Annotated in this window: 16 protein-coding genes and 1 pseudogene; 7 read left to right on the top strand and 10 right to left on the bottom strand. The window is 72.0% G+C overall.

Annotated features, from left to right (window positions below; genetic code table 11):
* Together SSQG_RS28630 and SSQG_RS28635 are read right to left on the bottom strand one after the other, a co-directional pair.
* A partial coding sequence (locus tag SSQG_RS28630; protein WP_003993401.1) for a DNA-formamidopyrimidine glycosylase family protein occupies positions 1–297 on the bottom strand: 297 nt, incomplete at its 3' end.
* A gap of 329 nt (positions 298–626) precedes the next feature.
* A pseudogene (locus tag SSQG_RS28635) lies at positions 627–5,355 on the bottom strand (ATP-dependent helicase); the annotation flags it as partial.
* A gap of 66 nt (positions 5,356–5,421) precedes the next feature.
* Between SSQG_RS28635 and SSQG_RS28640 the strand changes: the two are divergent.
* The 3 genes from SSQG_RS28640 to SSQG_RS28650 are packed head-to-tail and all read left to right on the top strand — an operon-like array spanning position 5,422 to position 7,305.
* Positions 5,422–6,252, top strand: coding sequence for an AraC family ligand binding domain-containing protein (locus tag SSQG_RS28640; protein ID WP_039933800.1), 831 nt, complete (start codon positions 5,422–5,424; stop codon positions 6,250–6,252).
* A 22-nt stretch (positions 6,253–6,274) separates the two neighbouring features.
* Positions 6,275–6,997 carry an AzlC family ABC transporter permease gene (locus tag SSQG_RS28645; RefSeq protein WP_003993404.1) on the top strand — a complete coding sequence of 241 codons (723 nt, stop codon included), beginning with the start codon at positions 6,275–6,277 and terminating at the stop codon, positions 6,995–6,997.
* Positions 6,994–7,305 (top strand): AzlD domain-containing protein, encoded by a 312-nt coding sequence (locus tag SSQG_RS28650; protein ID WP_003993405.1) that lies wholly within the window; start codon positions 6,994–6,996, stop codon positions 7,303–7,305. The genes SSQG_RS28645 and SSQG_RS28650 overlap by 4 nt, the downstream gene beginning before the upstream one ends.
* Here the strand turns inward: SSQG_RS28650 and SSQG_RS28655 are convergent, their stop codons facing one another.
* The gene (locus SSQG_RS28655) at positions 7,306–8,250 is read right to left on the bottom strand and encodes a hypothetical protein (RefSeq protein WP_003993406.1); all 945 of its coding nucleotides are present in this window, start codon (positions 8,248–8,250) and stop codon (positions 7,306–7,308) included.
* Between the two features lie 79 nt (positions 8,251–8,329).
* On the opposite strand from SSQG_RS28655, the gene SSQG_RS28660 reads away from it, so the two are divergent.
* The 4 genes from SSQG_RS28660 to recX all read left to right on the top strand — a co-directional run bounded on the left by SSQG_RS28660 (position 8,330) and on the right by recX (position 12,417).
* Complete coding sequence (locus tag SSQG_RS28660; RefSeq protein WP_003993407.1) at positions 8,330–8,524, top strand: DUF3046 domain-containing protein; 195 nt, start codon at positions 8,330–8,332, stop codon at positions 8,522–8,524.
* A gap of 276 nt (positions 8,525–8,800) precedes the next feature.
* Entirely contained in the window at positions 8,801–9,967 is a 1,167-nt protein-coding gene (locus SSQG_RS28665; protein WP_003993408.1) for an AI-2E family transporter, read from the top strand.
* Between the two features lie 485 nt (positions 9,968–10,452).
* Positions 10,453–11,577 carry a recombinase RecA gene (recA, locus tag SSQG_RS28670; RefSeq protein ID WP_003993409.1) on the top strand — a complete coding sequence of 375 codons (1,125 nt, stop codon included), beginning with the start codon at positions 10,453–10,455 and terminating at the stop codon, positions 11,575–11,577.
* Positions 11,578–11,580: 3 nt separating this feature from the next.
* Complete coding sequence (gene recX / locus SSQG_RS28675; RefSeq protein WP_039933803.1) at positions 11,581–12,417, top strand: recombination regulator RecX; 837 nt, start codon at positions 11,581–11,583, stop codon at positions 12,415–12,417.
* Positions 12,418–12,509: 92 nt separating this feature from the next.
* Here the strand turns inward: recX and SSQG_RS28680 are convergent, their stop codons facing one another.
* The 7 genes from SSQG_RS28680 to SSQG_RS28705 form a co-directional block, all read right to left on the bottom strand.
* On the bottom strand, positions 12,510–12,935 hold the full coding sequence (locus SSQG_RS28680; protein ID WP_003993411.1) for a rhodanese-like domain-containing protein: 426 nt from the start codon (positions 12,933–12,935) through the stop codon (positions 12,510–12,512).
* Entirely contained in the window at positions 12,926–13,477 is a 552-nt protein-coding gene (locus tag SSQG_RS28685; RefSeq protein ID WP_003993412.1) for a cysteine dioxygenase, read from the bottom strand. The genes SSQG_RS28680 and SSQG_RS28685 overlap by 10 nt, the downstream gene beginning before the upstream one ends.
* A 101-nt stretch (positions 13,478–13,578) precedes the next feature.
* Positions 13,579–13,740 carry a putative leader peptide gene (locus SSQG_RS44075; protein ID WP_423655954.1) on the bottom strand — a complete coding sequence of 54 codons (162 nt, stop codon included), beginning with the start codon at positions 13,738–13,740 and terminating at the stop codon, positions 13,579–13,581.
* A 20-nt stretch (positions 13,741–13,760) separates the two neighbouring features.
* On the bottom strand, positions 13,761–15,368 hold the full coding sequence (locus tag SSQG_RS28690) for an FAD-dependent monooxygenase (protein ID WP_039933806.1): 1,608 nt from the start codon (positions 15,366–15,368) through the stop codon (positions 13,761–13,763).
* Positions 15,369–15,544: 176 nt separating this feature from the next.
* On the bottom strand, positions 15,545–16,441 hold the full coding sequence (locus tag SSQG_RS28695) for an amino acid ABC transporter permease (protein WP_003993414.1): 897 nt from the start codon (positions 16,439–16,441) through the stop codon (positions 15,545–15,547).
* Complete coding sequence (locus tag SSQG_RS28700) at positions 16,438–17,103, bottom strand: amino acid ABC transporter permease (RefSeq protein WP_003993415.1); 666 nt, start codon at positions 17,101–17,103, stop codon at positions 16,438–16,440. The genes SSQG_RS28695 and SSQG_RS28700 overlap by 4 nt, the downstream gene beginning before the upstream one ends.
* A 76-nt stretch (positions 17,104–17,179) precedes the next feature.
* The gene (locus SSQG_RS28705; protein ID WP_003993416.1) at positions 17,180–18,019 is read right to left on the bottom strand and encodes a glutamate ABC transporter substrate-binding protein; all 840 of its coding nucleotides are present in this window, start codon (positions 18,017–18,019) and stop codon (positions 17,180–17,182) included.
* Between the last annotated feature and the right edge of the window lie 46 nt (positions 18,020–18,065).

Below are 18,065 nucleotides of genomic sequence, written 5' to 3' on the forward strand. Positions count from 1 at the left end.
ACGGTCGGCGTTGCCGAGGATCGCGCGGATTTGGTGGCCGGGCCCGCCGCCCCAGCGCCGGCCGTTCGCGTAGACCTTCCAGGCGCCGTCCATCCGCAGGTGGGAGTGCAGGGTCAGACCGCCTTCGACGCGGGTCAGGAGGTGCTTGCCGCGCGGGGTGACATCGAGGACCGTGCGGCCGGTGATGTCGGCCGTGGCGAAGCGGGGCACCCGGAGGTCGCTGCGGGTCAGCACCTTGCCCGCGAGGGCGTCGTGCAGTCGCCTCGCCGTCTGCCAGACCGTGTCACCTTCGGGCATGGGTCAAGGGTGGCACGGTGAGGGGTGCCCGGTCCGGTCGGCTGTGAGGGGGACGGGGCGGGGCGAGGGCGCGCCGGTGCACCGGGGTGCGGTCGTCGGGCGCGCAGGCGCGGCCCGCACGCGCGGTGTGGTGGTCAGGCGCGCAGACGCAGCCCGCGGGGAGTCGCGATGAAGCCCGCTCCTTCCAGGAGGGCGCCGATGGGGGAGGTCAGGGCCTGGGCGCCGTTGACGCGCTCCACGGTGACCGTGCCGAGGGAGCCCGCGCGGGCGGCCGCTGCCAGGGACTCGGCGGCGGCGCTCAGGCGGGGGTCGTCGGTGGGGTCGCCGTCCGGGTCGGTGGCCCAGGCCAGCAGCGTCTTGCCACCGCGCTCCATGTAGAGCGTCAGCTCACCGTCGACGAGAACCACCAGCGAGCCCGCCTTGCGGCCCGGCTTGTGTCCGGCGCCGGTCGGGGGCTCGGGCCAGGGCAGGGCGGCGCCGTACGCGTTCGCCGGGTCGGCGGCGGCGAGGACGACGGCCCGGGACGCGGGATCGGGGCGGTTGCGGCGACCCGGGAAACCGGGATCGTACGGTGCGCGTCCGCCGTTCTGCCAGGGCGGGGCGCTCTGCGGGGGATAGTCGCGGGGTGAGACGTACTCGCCCGGGGCGGGCCGGGGGGCGGGGGCCTCGAAGGCGGCGCCGAAGTCGGTGAAGTCGTCCTGCCCGGGGTCGTCGGTGTGGTCGGTGGAGGTGGCCGAGTCGTCCGGTCCCGCGAAGTCGTGGGCCGGGAACGGGTCGAGGCCAGGGTCCTGCGGGGGGCCGGGCAGGTCCTGGCCGCGGTCCCGGGCGGTGGACACCGCGCGCAGGCGGTCCACGGCGCCGTCCATCGCGAACTGTGCGGCGCCGAGACCCTCCACGACGTAGCCGCGGCGGGCCTGGCCGCTCTCCTCGAAGGCGGCCAGCACGCGGTACGTCGCCGAGAACCCGCCCTCGACACCCTCCGCCGAGACCGCGCCCCTGGTCACCACGCCGTGCCGGTCGAGGAGGGTGCGGGCGAGGGCGTGCGCCCGCACCGTGGGGTCCGGCTCGTGCGCCGGGAGCAGGGACCAGCGGCCGGCGACGGTCGGCGGACCGGTGCGGGACGCGCTGCGGGCCGCCGCCGTCAGGGAGCCGTAGCGGCCGCGCGGGACCGCGCGCTTGGCACGGTGGGCCGTGGAACCGGCGGTGCGGCCCGAGCCGAGCAGGGAGCGCATGGGGGTGAGCGTGTCGTTCGTCAATCGCCCGGACCAGGCGAGGTCCCAGAGCGCGTCGGCCAGCTGGGGGTCGGTCGCGTCGGGGTGGGTGGTGGCGCGGACCTGGTCGGCGATCTGGCGGAAGAACAGGCCGTAGCCGCCGGACAGGGTGTCCAGGACGGACTGGTGCAGGGCCGTCAGCTCCAGGGGGTGCGGGGGCGGCAGGAGCAGGGGGGCCGCGTCCGCCAGGTAGAGGGAGACCCAGCCGTCCTTGCCGGGGAGGGAACCGGCCCCGGCCCACACCACCTCTCCGGCGGCGGTCAGCTCGTCCAGCATCGCCGGGGTGTAGTTCACCACCCGGGAGGGCAGGACCAGCTTTCTCCAGCGCGGAGGCCGGTACGGACGCGCCCTGCATCTGTTCGATGGCCCGGACCAGCCCGTCGATGCCGCGCAGGGAGTGTCCCTTGCCGATGTGCTGCCACTGGGGGAGGAACTGGGCGAGCGCCGGCGGAGGCACCGGCTCCAGCTCGTGCCGCAGCGCGGCCAGGGAACGGCGGCGCAGCCGGCGCAGCACGGTCGCGTCACACCACTCCTGGCCGATCCCGGCCGGATGGAACTCGCCCTGGACGACCCGGCCCGCCGCGGCGAGCCGCTGGAGGGCGCCCTCGGTGACGGCCGTGCCCAGACCGAAACGGGCCGCCGCCTTGGCCGAGGTGAACGGGTCGTGGGTGCGGGCGTAGCGCGCGAGGAGGTCGCCGAGCGGGTCCTTGACCGGCTCCGTGAAGGCCTCCGGGACGCCGACGGGCAGGGCTGTGCCCAGTGCGTCGCGCAGACGGCCCGCGTCCTCGATCGCCGCCCAGTGGTCGGCGCCGCCGACCCGCACCCGGATGGCGCGGCGCGCACCGGCCAGCTCCTGCGCCCACTGCGGCTCGGCGCCCCGCTCGGCGAGCTCCGCGTCCGTGAGCGGGCCGAGGAGGCGCAGGATGTCCGCGACGCCCTCGGCGTCCTTGACGCGGCGGTCCTCGGTGAGCCACTGGAGCTCCCGCTCCAGCTCCGTCAGCACCTCCGCGTCGAGCAGCTCGCGCAGCTCCGCCTGACCCAGCAGCTCGGCCAGCAGCCGTGAGTCCAGCGACAGGGCCGCGGCGCGGCGCTCGGCGAGCGGGGAGTCGCCCTCGTACAGGAACTGGGCGACGTAGCCGAAGAGCAGGGAGCGCGCGAACGGGGACGGTTCGGCCGTCGTGACCTCTACGAGGCGTACCTTGCGGGACTCCAGGTCGCCCATCAACTCGACGAGCCCGGGAACGTCGAAGACGTCCTGGAGGCACTCGCGGACCGCCTCCAGCACGATCGGGAACGAGCCGAACTCGCTCGCCACCTGAAGCAGCTGCGAAGCACGCTGCCGCTGCTGCCACAACGGGGTGCGCTTACCGGGGTTGCGGCGCGGCAGCAGTAGCGCACGGGCGGCGCACTCGCGGAAGCGGGAGGCGAACAGGGCAGAGCTGCCCACCTGGTCGGTGACGACCTGGTCGACCTCGCCCTTGTCGAAGACGACGTCGGCGGCGCCCACCGGGGCTTGCTCGGCGTCGTACTCCCGGCCCATCTTGACCGGCTCCTGGTCCAGCAGGTCCAGGCCCATCAGGTCGGCGTCCGGCAGGCGCAGCACGATGCCGTCGTCCGCGTGCATGACCTGCGCGTCCATGCCGTACCGCTCGGAGAGCTTGGCGCCGAGCGCGAGCGCCCAGGGGGCGTGCACCTGGGCGCCGAAGGGGGAGTGCACCACCACGCGCCAGTCGCCGAGCTCGTCGCGGAAGCGCTCCACGACGATCGTCCGGTCGTCCGGGACGTGGCCGCAGGCCTCGCGCTGTTCGGCCAGGTAGGAGAGCACGTTGTCCGCCGCCCAGGCGTCCAGACCGGCGGCGACGAGGCGGAACCGGGCGTCTTCCTCGGACAGGGAGCCGACCTCGCGCAGGAACGCGCCCACCGCGCGGCCCAGCTCCAGCGGACGGCCGAGCTGGTCACCCTTCCAGAAGGGCAGCCGGCCCGGTACACCCGGGGCCGGGGAGACCAGGACACGGTCGCGGGTGATGTCCTCGATGCGCCAGGAGCTCGTGCCCAGGGTGAAGACATCACCGACGCGGGACTCGTAGACCATCTCCTCGTCGAGCTCGCCGACCCGGCCGCCGCCCTTCTTCGGGTCCGCTCCGGCGAGGAAGACCCCGAACAGGCCCCGGTCGGGGATCGTGCCCCCGGAGGTGACGGCGAGACGCTGTGCGCCGGGGCGGCCGGTGATCTCGCCGGTGACCCGGTCCCACACCACGCGCGGGCGCAGCTCCGCGAACGCGTCGGACGGGTAGCGCCCGGCCAGCATGTCCAGGACCGCCGTGAAGGCGGACTCGGGCAGTGAGGCGAACGGGGCGGCCCGGCGCACGGCGGCGAGGAGGTCGTCGAACTGCCAGCTGTCCATCGCCGTCATGGCGACGACCTGCTGGGCCAGCACGTCGAGGGGGTTGGCGGGGACCCTGAGGGACTCGATGGCGCCGGTACGCATGCGTTCGGTGACCACGGCCGCCTGGACCAGGTCGCCGCGGTACTTCGGGAAGACCACGCCGGTGGAGACCGCGCCCACCTGGTGGCCCGCGCGGCCGACGCGCTGGAGGCCGGAGGCCACCGAGGGCGGCGACTCCACCTGCACCACGAGGTCCACCGCACCCATGTCGATGCCCAGTTCCAGACTGGACGTGGCCACGACCGCGGGGAGGCGGCCCGCCTTGAGGTCCTCCTCGACCAGCGCGCGCTGCTCCTTCGACACCGAGCCGTGGTGGGCGCGGGCGATGACCTGCGGAGCGCCCTGGGCGGCTCCCGAGCCGCCCATCAGCTCGGCGGGGGAATGGTGCTCGTCGAGAGGCTCGCCCGTGGCCCGTTCGTAGGCGATCTCGTTCAGGCGGTTGCACAGGCGCTCCGCGAGGCGGCGGGAGTTCGCGAAGACGATCGTGGAGCGGTGGGCCTGGACGAGGTCGGTGATCCGCTCCTCGACGTGCGGCCAGATCGACGGGCGCTCGGCGCCCTCCGAGCCGTCCGTCACCGGGGAGCCGCCCAGCTCGCCCAGGTCTTCGACCGGGACGACGACGGAGAGGTCGAACTCCTTGCCCGACTCCGGCTGGACGATCTCCACCTTGCGGCGGGGCGAGAGGAAACGGGCCACCTCGTCGACCGGGCGGACCGTCGCGGACAGGCCGATGCGGCGGGCGGGCTTCGGGAGCAGCTCGTCCAGCCGCTCCAAGGAGAGCGCCAGGTGTGCGCCGCGCTTGGTGCCGGCCACCGCGTGCACCTCGTCGAGGATCACGGTGTCCACCCCGGTCAGCGCGTCGCGGGTGGCCGAGGTCAGCATCAGGAACAGTGACTCGGGGGTCGTGATCAGGATGTCCGGCGGGCGGGTGGACAGGGCGCGGCGCTCGGCGGCGGGGGTGTCGCCCGACCGGATGCCCACCTTGACCTCGGGCTCGGGCAGACCGAGGCGTACCGATTCCTGGCGGATTCCGGTCAGGGGGCTGCGGAGGTTGCGCTCGACGTCCACGGCCAGGGCCTTCAGCGGCGAGACGTACAGGACACGGCAGCGCTTCTTCGGGTCGGCGGGGGGCGGTGTCGAGGCCAGCTGGTCCAGGGCGGCCAGGAAGGCGGCCAGGGTCTTGCCGGAGCCGGTGGGCGCGACGACCAGCACGTCCGAGCCCTCGTGGATGGCCTGCCACGCCCCGGTCTGGGCGGTGGTGGGCGCGGAGAAGGCCCCCGTGAACCAGGCGCGGGTCGCGGGGGAGAACGTGTCCAGGGCTCGGTGTGCGTGGCTGGCCATGGGTCCATCGTGCACCTCGGCACTGACAACGGGCCGCCGCCCGTGGTGCAGCGGGACAATGGCGGTATGAGCGAGCGGGCGCGGCACTGGCAGTACGACGAGCTGCCGGGTGTGGATCTGCTGCGGGCCCGTTACGTGCGGAAGACGTTCGTGCGGCACACGCACGAGAACTTCGTGATCGCCGCCATCGTCTACGGGGTGGAGGTCTTCCACCACGGCGGGGGTGACCAGTACGCGGGCGCCGGGGCTCTGGCGCTGGTGAACCCGGACACACCGCACACCGGGCGGGCGGGGGTGCCCGAGGGGTGGCGGTACGGGGCCGTGTATCCGTCGGTGGACGTGGTGGCGGAGATCGCGGCCGAGACCACGGCCCTGCGGGGGACTCCGGGGTTCGTCGCCCCGGTGGTGAGTGATCCGTACGCCGTCGGGCTGGTGCACCAGGTGCTGCGGGCGGCCGACGAGGGCAACGCCCTGGCCGCCGACACATTGCTGCGGGTCGCCGTGACCAGGTTGCTGCGGTTGAACGGCGGTCCGATGCCGCGGCGGGAGGTGAGGACGGCTGGAGCCCGGATCGCGGCACGCGCGCGTGGGGTGCTGGAGGAGCGGCTGGCCCGGCCGCCGAGTCTGGAGCGGTTGGCCGCCGAGCTGGGGACCGGACCGTTCGCGCTGCTGCGGGCCTTCCGGGACGCCTACGGTATGCCGCCGCACGCGTGGCTCACGGATGCGCGGGTACGGCGGGCACGGCTGCTGCTGGACCTGGGGACGGCGCCCTCGGAGGTCGCCGTGGCCGTCGGGTTCACCGATCAGCCGCATCTCAACCGGCACTTCAGCAGGATGGTCGGTGTGCCTCCGGGGGCGTATCAGCGGGAGCGCAAGAACGTACAAGACCCGGGATAGCGGCTGCTCGTAGCGTGCGGGCGTGGCAGAACGGACAGCTCTCAGAGATACCGGGACCGATGGGAAGCCGGACCGCGCCGTCGTGCGGGACGCCCTGGGCGTGGGGGTGGCTGTCGGGCTCTCCGGGTTCGCCTTCGGGGTGACGTCGGCGGGCAGCGGACTCACGCTGATGCAGACGTGCGCGCTCAGTCTGCTGGTGTTCACCGGGGCGTCCCAGTTCGCCCTGGTGGGGGCTCTCGCGGCAGGAGGAAGTCCGTTCACGGCCGCTGCCGGGGCTTTCTTCCTGGGCGTGCGGAACGCCTTCTACGGTCTGCGGCTGTCGCAGTTGCTGGCCCTCCCGCGCGCGGTGCGGCCGTTCGCCGCGCAGTGGGTGATCGACGAGACGGCCGCCGTCGCGCTCGCCCAGCCCACGCGGCGCAGCGCCCGGATCGGGTTCTTCGTGACCGGGCTGACGCTGTACCTGCTGTGGAACCTCACCACACTGCTCGGTGCCCTGGGCGCCGAGGCCATCGGGGACACCGACGCCTGGGGGCTGGACGCCGCCGGTCCCGCGGTGTTCCTGGCCCTGCTCGCGCCGATGCTGAGGACCGGCACCGAGCGGGCCGTGGCCGGACTCGCCGTGCTGCTGGGGCTCGGGCTGCTGCCCGTGCTGCCCGCCGGGGTGCCGGTTCTGCTGGCCGCGCTGGCGGCGCCGGTCGTGCTGTGGGCGGACGGCCGGCGCGGTCGAGAGAGGGCTGAGCGGTGAACGTCTGGATCGCGATCGGGGTGACCGTCCTCGGGTGCTACGCCGTCAAGCTGGCCGGGCTGCTGGTGCCCGCGGGGGCTCTGGAGCGGCCCGCCGTCAAGCGGCTTGCCGCGCTGCTGCCCGTCGCGCTGCTCGCGGCCCTCACGGCCCAGCAGACGTTCGCCGACGGGCAGACGCTGGTGCTGGACGCGCGGGCCGCGGGGCTCGCCGCCGCGGCCGTGACGCTGATGCTGCGCGCCCCGTTCCTGCTCGTCGTCGGGGCTGCCGTGGTCGTGACCGCCGGGGTGCGGGCCATGGGCGCGGGGTGATCAGCCGACGGGGCGACCGTGGGACCGGAGCGTGCGCAGGGCCTCGATCGTCGCCACGGGGCGGGCCTCCAAGGCGGGCGCCGGGGCCCAGTGGCGCCGACGCACAGGCCAGCCGCCGTCCTCCTGCTGCTGGGCCGCGAGGTGGTCGAGGGAGCGGGCCATCTCGTCGTCCGTGAACCACGCGCGCGCGAGGGAGCGCGGTGTTCTCGCGTAGTCGTGCGGGAAGTGGTGCTCTCCCGGGGCGTAGCCGGGGCCGACCGGGTAGGCGTCCAGGGCGTCGGGGTCCAGTGCCGCGAGGCGGCGGGCGCGTACCAGGCGGCCCAGGCGGTCGGCGGCCGCCTCCGCACGCGGGCGGTCGGGGGCGGAGTCCAGGAAGGCCACGGCGGCCTCGATCTCGTCCGGGTGGGACTCCTCCAGCGACTCGACCGCCTGCCAGCAGAACTCCGTGGCCCGGAACAGCCAGGCGTGCCACACCTCGTTGCGGTGCAGCAGCCCCACCACCGGCCCCGTGGCCAGGAGGGCGCTGGGCGGGTCGTCCACGACCGTCACGAAGGGCGCCGTGGGGTAGTCGCGCTGGCTCGGATGGACCGCTGGAAGGGCACCGTCCGCGGTGGAGACCGACGTCAGGTAACGGCACATACGCTCCACGCGCTGGCCGGCGCAACGCCCCACCGCGTCCAGGACCCGCAGCGCGTGGGCGGTGTGCGGGGGCTGGCTGACCGGGCCGCGCAGATCGGGCTCCAGAGCGTGGCCGTACCCGCCGTCCTCGTTGCGGTAGGCGTCCAGGGCGGTCTCCACCGGGTCGGCGGTGGCGCCCCGGAAGTGGTGGGCGAAGAGGCGCCGCTCGAGCACGCGCGCGGTGAGCCAGACGAAGCGCTCCGCGCGTGCGACGGGGCTGTGCGACGGGGGTGTCGGGGGGACTGCGGAAGCTCCTGTGTCGGCCATGGGTCAGACCGTAGGGCGCAAAGCGGTGCCGACAGGCGGTCCCGGCCCAGGCCCACCCCAGGGGCGGGATACTGGGGGCATGCGGTTGACGGTCTTCTGGCAGCGGATGGCGGAGCACTTCGGTCCTGGCTACGCCGACACCTTCGCGCGCGACCACGTGATGTCGGAGCTGGGCGGGCGCACGGTGCACGAGGCGCTCGACGCCGGCTGGGACGCCAAGCGGGTCTGGCAGGTGGTGTGCACGGTGATGGACGTGCCGGGGGAGAAGCGTTGACCTCTCGTGGAGGCCGCTGACGGGCCGGTCACGAAGATCGCAGGCGGGCAGACGGCTGTCGGTGGCGTGGGCGAGACTTGGTCCGTGGCACCAACTGACGAGACCGGGCAGGCAGTGACCGACGAGGCCGGGCAGGCAGTGACTGACGAGGCCGGGCAGGCAGTGACTGACGAGGCCGGGCAGGCAGTGACTGACGAGGCCGGGCAGGGAGCCGGGCAGTCGTCCCCGTTCGGTACGACACCGCCCACCGGGACCGCCGCAGGGCCGAACAACCGTATGCCGCGGTGGCTGCCCCGCGCCATGGTGCTCGCACTCACCCTCGTCGCCGTGTTCCAGCTGGGCAGTTGGGCCTTCCACCAGCTCACCGGCCTGCTGATCAACATCCTCATCGCGTTCTTCCTGGCGCTGGCCATAGAACCGGCGGTGAGCTGGATGGCCTCGCGCGGCGTCCGCAGGGGGCTGGCCACGTTCGTCGTCTTCATCGGCGTGATCATCGTGGCCGCAGGCTTCGTCACGCTGCTCGGTTCCATCCTCGCGGACCAGATCATCAAGATGATCGAGGGCTTCCCGGCGTACCTCGACTCCGTCATCCACTGGATCAACACACACTTCAACACCGACCTGAAGCGCGTGGACATCCAGGAGGGCCTGCTCCGCTCCGACTGGCTGCGCAACTACGTGCAGAACAGTGCCACGGGTGTCCTGGACGTGTCCGCCCAGGTCATCGGGGGTCTCTTCCAGTTGCTGACGATCGCGCTGTTCTCGTTCTACTTCGCCGCGGACGGCCCCCGGCTGCGCCGCGCGATCTGCTCCGTCCTGCCGCCCGCCCGGCAGGCCGAGGTGCTCCGCGCGTGGGAGATCGCCGTCAACAAGACCGGCGGGTACATCTACTCCCGCGGTCTGATGGCCCTGATCTCCGGCGTGGCCCACTTCGTCCTGCTGCAGGCCCTGGACGTGCCCTACGCGCCCGTGCTCGCCGTGTGGGTCGGGCTGGTGTCGCAGTTCATCCCCACCATCGGCACGTATCTCGCGGGTGCGCTGCCCATGCTGATCGCGTTCACGGTGGACCCCTGGTACGCGCTGTGGGTGCTGATGTTCGTCGTGGTCTACCAGCAGTTCGAGAACTACGTGCTCCAGCCCAAGCTGACCTCCAGGACCGTCGACATCCACCCCGCGGTCTCCTTCGGCTCGGTCATCGCCGGCACCGCGCTCCTCGGCGCCGTCGGCGCGCTGATCGCCATCCCCGCGGTCGCCACGCTCCAGGCCTTCCTGGGGGCGTACGTGAAGCGGTACGACGTCACGGACGACCCCCGGGTGCACGGCCATCGCCGACGGGGAGAGGGGCCTGGCCCGATCACACGGGCGCGGCAGCTGTGGGCACGGCGGCCCGGGGCGGAGAAGCCCGGGCCCGGAGGCGGAGAACCTGGGCAGGATTCCTCCTGATCCCGGCGTCGACCGACCGAGCGGCAGTCAGGATCCAGGCGTCGGACCGACTGGCCCGTTCCGCAGGCCAGCTCCAGCACGTCTCCGCTGATCGGGAGGCCGTCCGTCCTGGCCAGGGGCCGCTGGAGTTCCGCGCGCTCCGCGTAGGGCCGGTCGTACTCGGCCGCCCCCGCGCGGTAGTAGGCGATCTGCTCCGTGAGGAGGGCGTCGTCATCACCGTTCATGACCGGAAGGGTCGGGGCTGCCCCTGCGGCAAGGTCAACCGCGAGGCCGCGGGTGTGCCGTGTGGTGCGCTTGACACGAAAATCGAACATCCATTCTTATGGAGGTACCGGCGAGGCTCAACGGCGGGCAGTTCGACGTAGTTTGGGTAGAGAAGTGCCCGAGTTATCCACAGGCCGGACGTGCGTCGGGGCGCATTGTCAGTGGCAGGCGTTAGCGTCTTTGACGTGAAGCGATCGACTCAAGCAAATCGGGTGGAACCCATGGCAGGAACCGACCGCGAGAAGGCCCTGGATGCCGCTCTCGCACAGATTGAACGGCAATTCGGCAAGGGCGCGGTCATGCGCATGGGCGACCGTACCAATGAGCCCATCGAGGTCATCTCGACCGGCTCCACCGCCCTGGACGTGGCCCTCGGCGTGGGCGGCCTGCCCCGCGGCCGTGTCGTCGAGATCTACGGACCGGAGTCCTCCGGTAAGACCACCCTGACCCTGCACGCGGTGGCGAACGCGCAGAAGGCCGGAGGCCAGGTCGCCTTCGTCGACGCGGAGCACGCCCTCGACCCCGAGTACGCGAAGAAGCTCGGCGTCGACATCGACAACCTCATCCTTTCCCAGCCGGACAACGGCGAGCAGGCCCTGGAGATCGTGGACATGCTGGTCCGCTCCGGCGCCCTCGACCTCATCGTCATCGACTCCGTCGCCGCGCTCGTCCCGCGCGCGGAGATCGAGGGCGAGATGGGCGACAGTCACGTGGGTCTGCAGGCCCGCCTGATGAGCCAGGCCCTGCGAAAGATCACCAGCGCGCTCAACCAGTCCAAGACCACCGCGATCTTCATCAACCAGCTCCGCGAGAAGATCGGCGTGATGTTCGGCTCCCCGGAGACCACCACCGGTGGCCGGGCGCTGAAGTTCTACGCCTCGGTGCGTATCGACATCCGCCGCATCGAGACCCTGAAGGACGGCACCGAGGCGGTCGGCAACCGCACCCGCTGCAAGGTCGTCAAGAACAAGGTCGCGCCGCCCTTCAAGCAGGCCGAGTTCGACATCCTCTACGGCCAGGGCATCAGCCGCGAGGGCGGCCTGATCGACATGGGCGTGGAGCACGGCTTCGTCCGCAAGGCGGGCGCCTGGTACACGTACGAGGGCGACCAGCTCGGCCAGGGCAAGGAGAACGCGCGCAACTTCCTGAAGGACAACCCCGACCTGGCCAACGAGATCGAGAAGAAGATCAAGGAGAAGCTGGGCGTCGGCGTGCGTCCCGAGGAGCCGGCGGCCGAGCCGGGCACGGACGCCGCGGTCTCCGCGGCACCGGCCGACGCGGCGGCGGTGCCTGCTCCCGCAGCGGCCAAGAGCAGCAAGTCCAAGGCCGCCGCAGCCAAGAGCTGACCCGTGACACGACGAACCGACTGGGCGGAGTACGAGTACGCCGCCTCCGGCGCCCCACGGGGGAGGGGCACCGGAGGCGACACGGGCTCGGCCGTGGACGGGGAGGACACGTCCGGCGACGACCGGTTCTACGAGGGCGACGAAGAGCTGTACGGCGAGGCCTCCGGGGGTAGCGGCTCGTCCGGTCGCCGCTCCCGTGGAGGCGGCTCACCCCGGGACGGCTCGCGTGACGGCGGGGCGCGCCGAGGGCGTGGGCGCCGCCGTCGTGGCTTCGGTGAGGTGATCGCCGAGGACGGAGGTGCCCTCTCCTCGTCGAGGGCCGAGGAGGGGGAGCCTCCCGCGGACCCGGTGGAGCAGGCGCGGGCGATCTGCCTGCGCCTGCTCACCGGGACCCCGCGGACCCGCAAGCAACTCGCCGACGCCCTGCGCAAACGGCAGATCCCGGACGACGCCGCCGAGGAGGTGCTGTCGCGGTTCGAAGAGGTCGGCCTCATCAACGACAGTGCCTTCGCCGACGCCTGGGTGGAGTCCCGGCACCACGGCCGCGGACTGGCCCGGCGCGCGCTCGCCCAGGAACTGCGGACCAAGGGTGTCGACTCCACGCTGATCGACGCGGCCGTGTCCCGGCTGGACTCCGAGCAGGAGGAGGAGACCGCGCGGGAGCTCGTCGACCGCAAGCTCCGCTCCACCCGTGGGCTCGACCGCGACAAGCGGCTTCGCCGCCTCGCCGGCATGCTCGCCCGCAAGGGCTACCCGGAGGGCATGGCCCTGCGCGTGGTGCGGCGGGCGCTGGAGGAGGAGGGCGAGGACACGGAGTTCCTGGGGGAGGAACAGTTCTGAGCTTCTCGTGGAGGAGACAGCGCCGGGCCCGGCGGAGTGACCACCTCATTCTGGGCCGGAGTGATCACCCTACTTTGGGACCGGCGGAGTGCTCACCTCACGGGAAGCCCCGCTTCTCGCCAGGCCTGGAATCCGCCGGCCAGATCGGTGGCCCGGTGCAGTCCCAGCTCGCGCAGGGACCGGACGGCCAGACTGGAGGCGTAGCCCTCGTTGCAGATCACGACGACACGCAGGTCGTGACGCGTGGCCTCGGGAAGACGATGGCTGCCCTGCGGGTCGAGGCGCCACTCCAGCTCGTTGCGCTCGACGACGACGGCGCCGGGGATGAGGCCGTCCCGGTCGCGCAGAGCGGCGTAGCGGATGTCCACCAGCAGTGCGTCACCGGCCCGGGCGGCCTCGTACGCCTGCTGCGGCTCGATCCGCTCGTAGCCCGCTCGTACGTGCTCCAGCAACTCGTCGATGCCGACGGGAGGCCGGACGTCGGCGTTCACCTGCTCACCCTTGTCGCTCACTGCCAGTCCTCCGGTCGCTCCACCTGCTCGAGCCGCAGGATCGGTCCGCTGCGGCTGTAGCGGCGGATCCGCGGGAGGGGAGGGTAGTAGGCGTGCACGGAGATCGCGTGCCGGTCGGAGGAGTCGTTGAGCACCTCGTGGACGTGGTGCCGGCCGAAAGCGCGGCCCTGGCCCGCCGTCAGCCGGCGTTCCCGGTCGACATCGTCGGAGAGCTCCAGGGTCTTCCAGCCGTCGGCGGGCAGCCGCGCGGCGAGCGAGTTCTCCTTGAGCTCGCCCGAGGCGGTCAGGAAGGCGCCGACGGATTCGGCGTGGTCGTGCCAGCCGGTACCCGTGCCGGGCGGCCAGCCGATCAGCCAGGCCTCGCTGCCGCCGGGCCCGTCCAGCCGCACCCAGGTGCGGCCCTCGGGGTCGAGCGGCAGGGAGGCGATGAGCTCGGTGTCGGCCGCCATGCGGCGCACGAAGTCGAAGAGGTCAGCCTGGGTCGGCGCCGAACCGGCGCCGGAGACGGAGGAGGGGACAGACGGGGATGCGGAAGGGGATACAGACACGGGTGCCGTCCTGAAGATCCTGTCGAGGGTTTCGCGAGGCAGGCGCGTCGGAGCCGCGGCAGACAGAGCGCGGCGCGCGCGGGGAGGGGGAAGACGCGAAGTCAGCAGGACGGGCGACACACGCAGCCCGCATAGCGGAGGAGGTCCATATGGACCCTCCGCCACAGGCGCACACAGGTGTCGGTCACGCACCGGAGTACACCATGACCGTCCGGGCCGGTCAACTCACTGTCACCATGCGGACGCACGGTGACAGGGGTCACGTCACTCCAGTGCCCGGGTGTCAGCGCGAGCCGGCCGACGCACCGGCCTCGGCCTGCGCCTTCGCGGGTCCGCCCACCGTGGCCTGCGCCGCCGTGTAGAGATCGGCGGGGCGCACTCCGTTCAGGGCGGTGACGAGGTGCCCGTCGGGGCGCACCAGGAGCACCGTGTGCGCGGCCGCACCCGGGTAGCTCTCGGCGACCAGCAGCTCGGCGGGGTGCGGCAGCGCCGAGACCGCGGCCGCGAGCCGGGGCATGATGCCGGCGCCGGCCCAGTGCTTGCGCTCCCACACACTCGTGCCTGGCGCGATCAGCACCACGAGCAGCGAACCCCGGCCGAGCCGGTCCCTCAGCCGCACGAACGTGCCGTCCTCCGCGGTGACCCGTACGTCGGTCACCGGTGCTCCGGGCGGTGTGTCGACGGGGACTTCCCCTTCGAGCTGCCCCGGTGCGAGCGGCGAGTCGGCGTACGCCCCCGGCGCGCCGAGCTGGCCGTGCCCCAGGTGCCCCTCCGTGAGCAGCGTGTCGTGCCCCCGGGTCGAGCCGGGCACGTAGGAGCGCAGGCCCCCGCCGCCGCGCAGCAGCGGCAGCGCCTGGTCGGCGGCGCGCAGCCGGGCGGCCACGACCGCCCGCCGTTCGGTCTGGTAGCTGTCGAGAAGCGCTTCGTGCGGCCCGTGATGCCAGGCCAGAGCCAGTTTCCAGGCGAGGTTGTCGGCGTCCCTGAGGCCCTCGTCCAGGCCGTGCGTGCCCATCGCGCCGAGCAGGTGGGCGGCGTCCCCGGCGAGGAAGACCCGGTCGGCGCGCCAGCGGCGGGCCAGACGGTGGTGGACGGTGTGGACGCCGGTGTCCAGGAGCTCGTACGGCGGGGTGGCTCCGCCCGCCCAGCCCGCCAGGGTCTCCCGGATACGGGTCAGCAGCAGCTCGGGGGTGACCAGGTCCTTGCCGGGCGGCAGGAGCCAGTCCAGGCGCCAGACGCCGTCCGGCAGCGGGCGCGCGGTGACCTCGCCGGCCGAGGGGCCCGACATGCGCCACGGCGGCATGCGGTGCAGCAACGCCTCGTCGGACCAGGGCAGTTCCGTCCGCAGGGTGGCGACGGCGTGACGTTCCACCGCCGTACGGCCCGGGAAACGGATGTCCTGGATCTTGCGCACGGTCGAGCGGGGGCCGTCGCAGCCGACCAGGTAACTGCCACGCCAGTACGTGCCCTTCGGCCCGCGGGTATGGGCCGTCACACCCGAGGACTCCTGTTCGATGCCGTCCAGGCGGCTCTCCACCGCGACCTTGACGAACCGCTCACCCGACAGGGCCGAGCGCAGGACGCCGGTCAGGACGTGCTGGGCGATGTGCAGCGGGGGCGGCTCGGAGCCGTCGAAGACGATCTCGCGCATCACCTGCCGGCGGCGCATCGACCGCCATCCGACCCAGCGGGCACCGGCCCGGGCCAGGGACACCCCGGCCAGTCGTTCCACGAGGGCGGCGGTGTCCTCGCGCAGGACGACGGTGCGCGCCGCACGGGGCTCGTCCTTGCCCGGTCCCTCGTCGAGGACGACACACGGCACCTCCTGACGCGCGAGCGCCAGGGCGAGCGTGAGCCCGACGGGGCCGGCCCCGACGATGATCACCGGGTCCACGGCGCGGCGCCCCCTGCCCGTGGTGTTGTCCTGAGAGACGTGGGTGAACACGAAGTTGGAGCAGGGTGCACGATCACAGAACGTATGCAACCCATTGCCGGTGCTTGCGTCAAGTGACCAGGGGCAGTGGCGATCATGCCACTGCCCCTGAGTGTGTCACGTGAGGTGACCGGGTGTCAGACGGTGCCTCCGCCGCCGGTCCCCGCCGTGCCGGCGATCTGCGCGTCGTTCGCACCCACGACCGCACCCGTCGACTTCTTCGCCCGCCGCAGCCGGCGCTCCAGCCAGCTCGCGAACGAGGTGAGGGCGAAGTTGAGCGCGATGAAGATGACGGCCACGACCGTGAAGCTGGCGATGACGTTGGCGCCGTAGTAGCCGCTCATCGTGTTCGCCGAGGAGAGCAGCTCGGAATAGGTGAGGACGGCGCCGCCGAGCGCGGTGTCCTTCACGATCACGACGAGCTGGCTGACGATGGCCGGGAGCATCGCGGTGACGGCCTGGGGCAGCAGGATCAGGCGCATCAGCTGGCCCTTGCGCAGACCGATCGCCTTCGCCGCTTCGCCCTGTCCCTGGGGCAGGGACAGGATGCCCGCACGGACGATCTCGGCGAGGACCGAGGCGTTGTACAGCACCAGACCGGTGACGACCGCGTAGAGCGGGCGGTCGTCGGAGGAGACGTTGGTGTACTGGGCGAACAGGGCGAGGCCGAAGATCATCAGGACCAGCACGGGGATGGACCGGAAGAACTCGACCACGACCGCGGCCGGCACCCGGACCCACGCGTGGTCCGACAGACGGGCGATTCCGAGGACCGCGCCGAGCGGCAGCGCGATGATCACCGCCAGGGCGGCGGCCTTCAACGTGTTCTGCAGACCCGGCCAGATGTACGTGGACCAGGCCTCGGTGCCGGAGAAGAACGGCTCCCACAGGGCCCATTCCAGCTGGCCCTTGTCCTTGAGGGCCTTGTACACCCACCACAGCAGGGCAGCGGTGGCGACCAGGAAGATCACCGTGAGGACGACGTTGCGCCGCTTGGCACGGGGACCCTGGGCGTCGTACAGGACGGAGCTCATCGCTTCACCGCCACCTTCTTGCCCACCCAGCCGAGGATCAGGCCGGTCGGCAGTGTCAGGACCACGAAACCGAAGGCGATGATCGCTGAGATCAGCAGCAGCTGCGCCTCGTTCTCGATCATCTCCTTCATCAGCACCGCTGCCTCCGCGACACCGATGGCGGCGGCCACCGTGGTGTTCTTGATGAGGGCGATCAGCACGTTCGCCAGCGGGACGACGGACGAACGGAACGCCTGCGGCAGCACGACCAGGCCGAGCACTTGGCGGAAGGTGAGGCCGATCGCGCGAGCCGCCTCCGCCTGCCCGACCGGCACGGTGTTGATGCCGGAGCGCAGCGCCTCGCAGACGAAGGACGACGTGTAGAAGATCAGGCCCAGGACCGCGAGCCGGAAGTTGATCGTCTCGACATCGTCCGCGCCGAGGGAGATACCCAGCGTCTGGTTCAGTCCCAGTGACGTGAACAGGATGATCACGGTCAGCGGGATGTTCCGCACGATGTTCACGTACGCGGTCCCGAAGCCGCGCATCAGCGGCACCGGGCCGACGCGCATGGCGGCCAGCAGGGTGCCCCAGACGAGAGAGCCGACGGCGGACAGCACAGCGAGCTGCACTGTCGTCCAGAAGGCCCCCAGTAGGTCGTAATCCTCAAGAAAGTCGAACACGATCTCCCGCGCTTCCGCGTATAGGGATGCCCCGGTGCGCCGCCTCGGACAGCGGCGCACCTGTCAGGCGTGGGCCTCAGCTCTTGATGTCGCCGATCTTCGGCGCGGGCTCGTTCTTGTAGCTCGCCGGACCGAGGTTCTTGTCCACGGCCTTCTGCCAGGCGCCGTCGGCGACCATGTCCTCAAGGGCCTTGTTGATCTTGTCCTTGAGGTCGCTGCCCTTCTTGACGCCGATGCCGTAGTTCTCGTTGGTCAGCTTGAAGCCGCCGAGCTTGAACTTGCCCTTGAACTGTGCCTGGGAGGCGTAACCGGCGAGGATCGAGTCGTCGGTGGTCAGCGCGTCCACGGCACCGTTCTGGAGGCCGGGGAGGCAGGCGGAGTACGTCGGGTAGGGCTGCAGCTGCGCCTTGGGCGCCAGCTTGTCCTTGACGTTCTGCGCCGAGGTGGAGCCGGTCACCGAGCAGAGCTTGGCGTTGTTCAGGTCCTTCGGCGACTTGATCTTGCTGTCGTCGGCGCGGACCAGCACGTCCTGGTGGGCCAGCAGGTACGGACCGGCGAAGTCGACCAACTTCTGGCGCTCGGGCGTGATCGAGTAGGTCGCGGCGATGAAGTCGACGTCGCCACGCTTCAGCATGGTCTCGCGGTCGCCGCTCTTCGACTCCTTCCACTCGATCTGGTCCGCGTTGTAACCGAGCTTCTTCGCGACGTACGTGGCGACGTCGACGTCGAAGCCCGCGTAGCCCTGCGGGGTCTTCTGGCCGAGGCCGGGCTGGTCGAACTTGATGCCGACCGTGATCGACTTGCCGCCACCCGAGCCGGAGTCGCCGCCCGTGCTGTTGTTGCCGCCGCACGCGGTGGCGGTCAGGGCGAGAGCGAACACGGTGGCCGAGGCGGCGGTGACCTTGCGGAGCTTCATGGTGAACATCCTTTGACTGATGAAGGAGATGCGGGCCCTCGAAGGG

The organism is Streptomyces viridochromogenes DSM 40736 (assembly GCF_000158955.1).
Classification (GTDB): Bacteria; Actinomycetota; Actinomycetes; order Streptomycetales; family Streptomycetaceae; genus Streptomyces; species Streptomyces venetus.

Bases quoted from the DNA above. Each gene is read 5' to 3' on its own strand.
- SSQG_RS28705 (WP_003993416.1), bottom strand. From the start codon at position 18,019: ATGAAGCTCCGCAAGGTCACCGCCGCCTCGGCCACCGTGTTCGCTCTC.
- SSQG_RS28655 (WP_003993406.1), bottom strand. From the start codon at position 8,250: ATGGCCGACACAGGAGCTTCCGCAGTCCCCCCGACACCCCCGTCGCAC.
- SSQG_RS28660 (WP_003993407.1), top strand. From the start codon at position 8,330: ATGCGGTTGACGGTCTTCTGGCAGCGGATGGCGGAGCACTTCGGTCCT.
- SSQG_RS28695 (WP_003993414.1), bottom strand. From the start codon at position 16,441: ATGAGCTCCGTCCTGTACGACGCCCAGGGTCCCCGTGCCAAGCGGCGC.
- SSQG_RS28665 (WP_003993408.1), top strand. From the start codon at position 8,801: ATGCCGCGGTGGCTGCCCCGCGCCATGGTGCTCGCACTCACCCTCGTC.
- recA (WP_003993409.1), top strand. From the start codon at position 10,453: ATGGCAGGAACCGACCGCGAGAAGGCCCTGGATGCCGCTCTCGCACAG.
- SSQG_RS28640 (WP_039933800.1), top strand. From the start codon at position 5,422: ATGAGCGAGCGGGCGCGGCACTGGCAGTACGACGAGCTGCCGGGTGTG.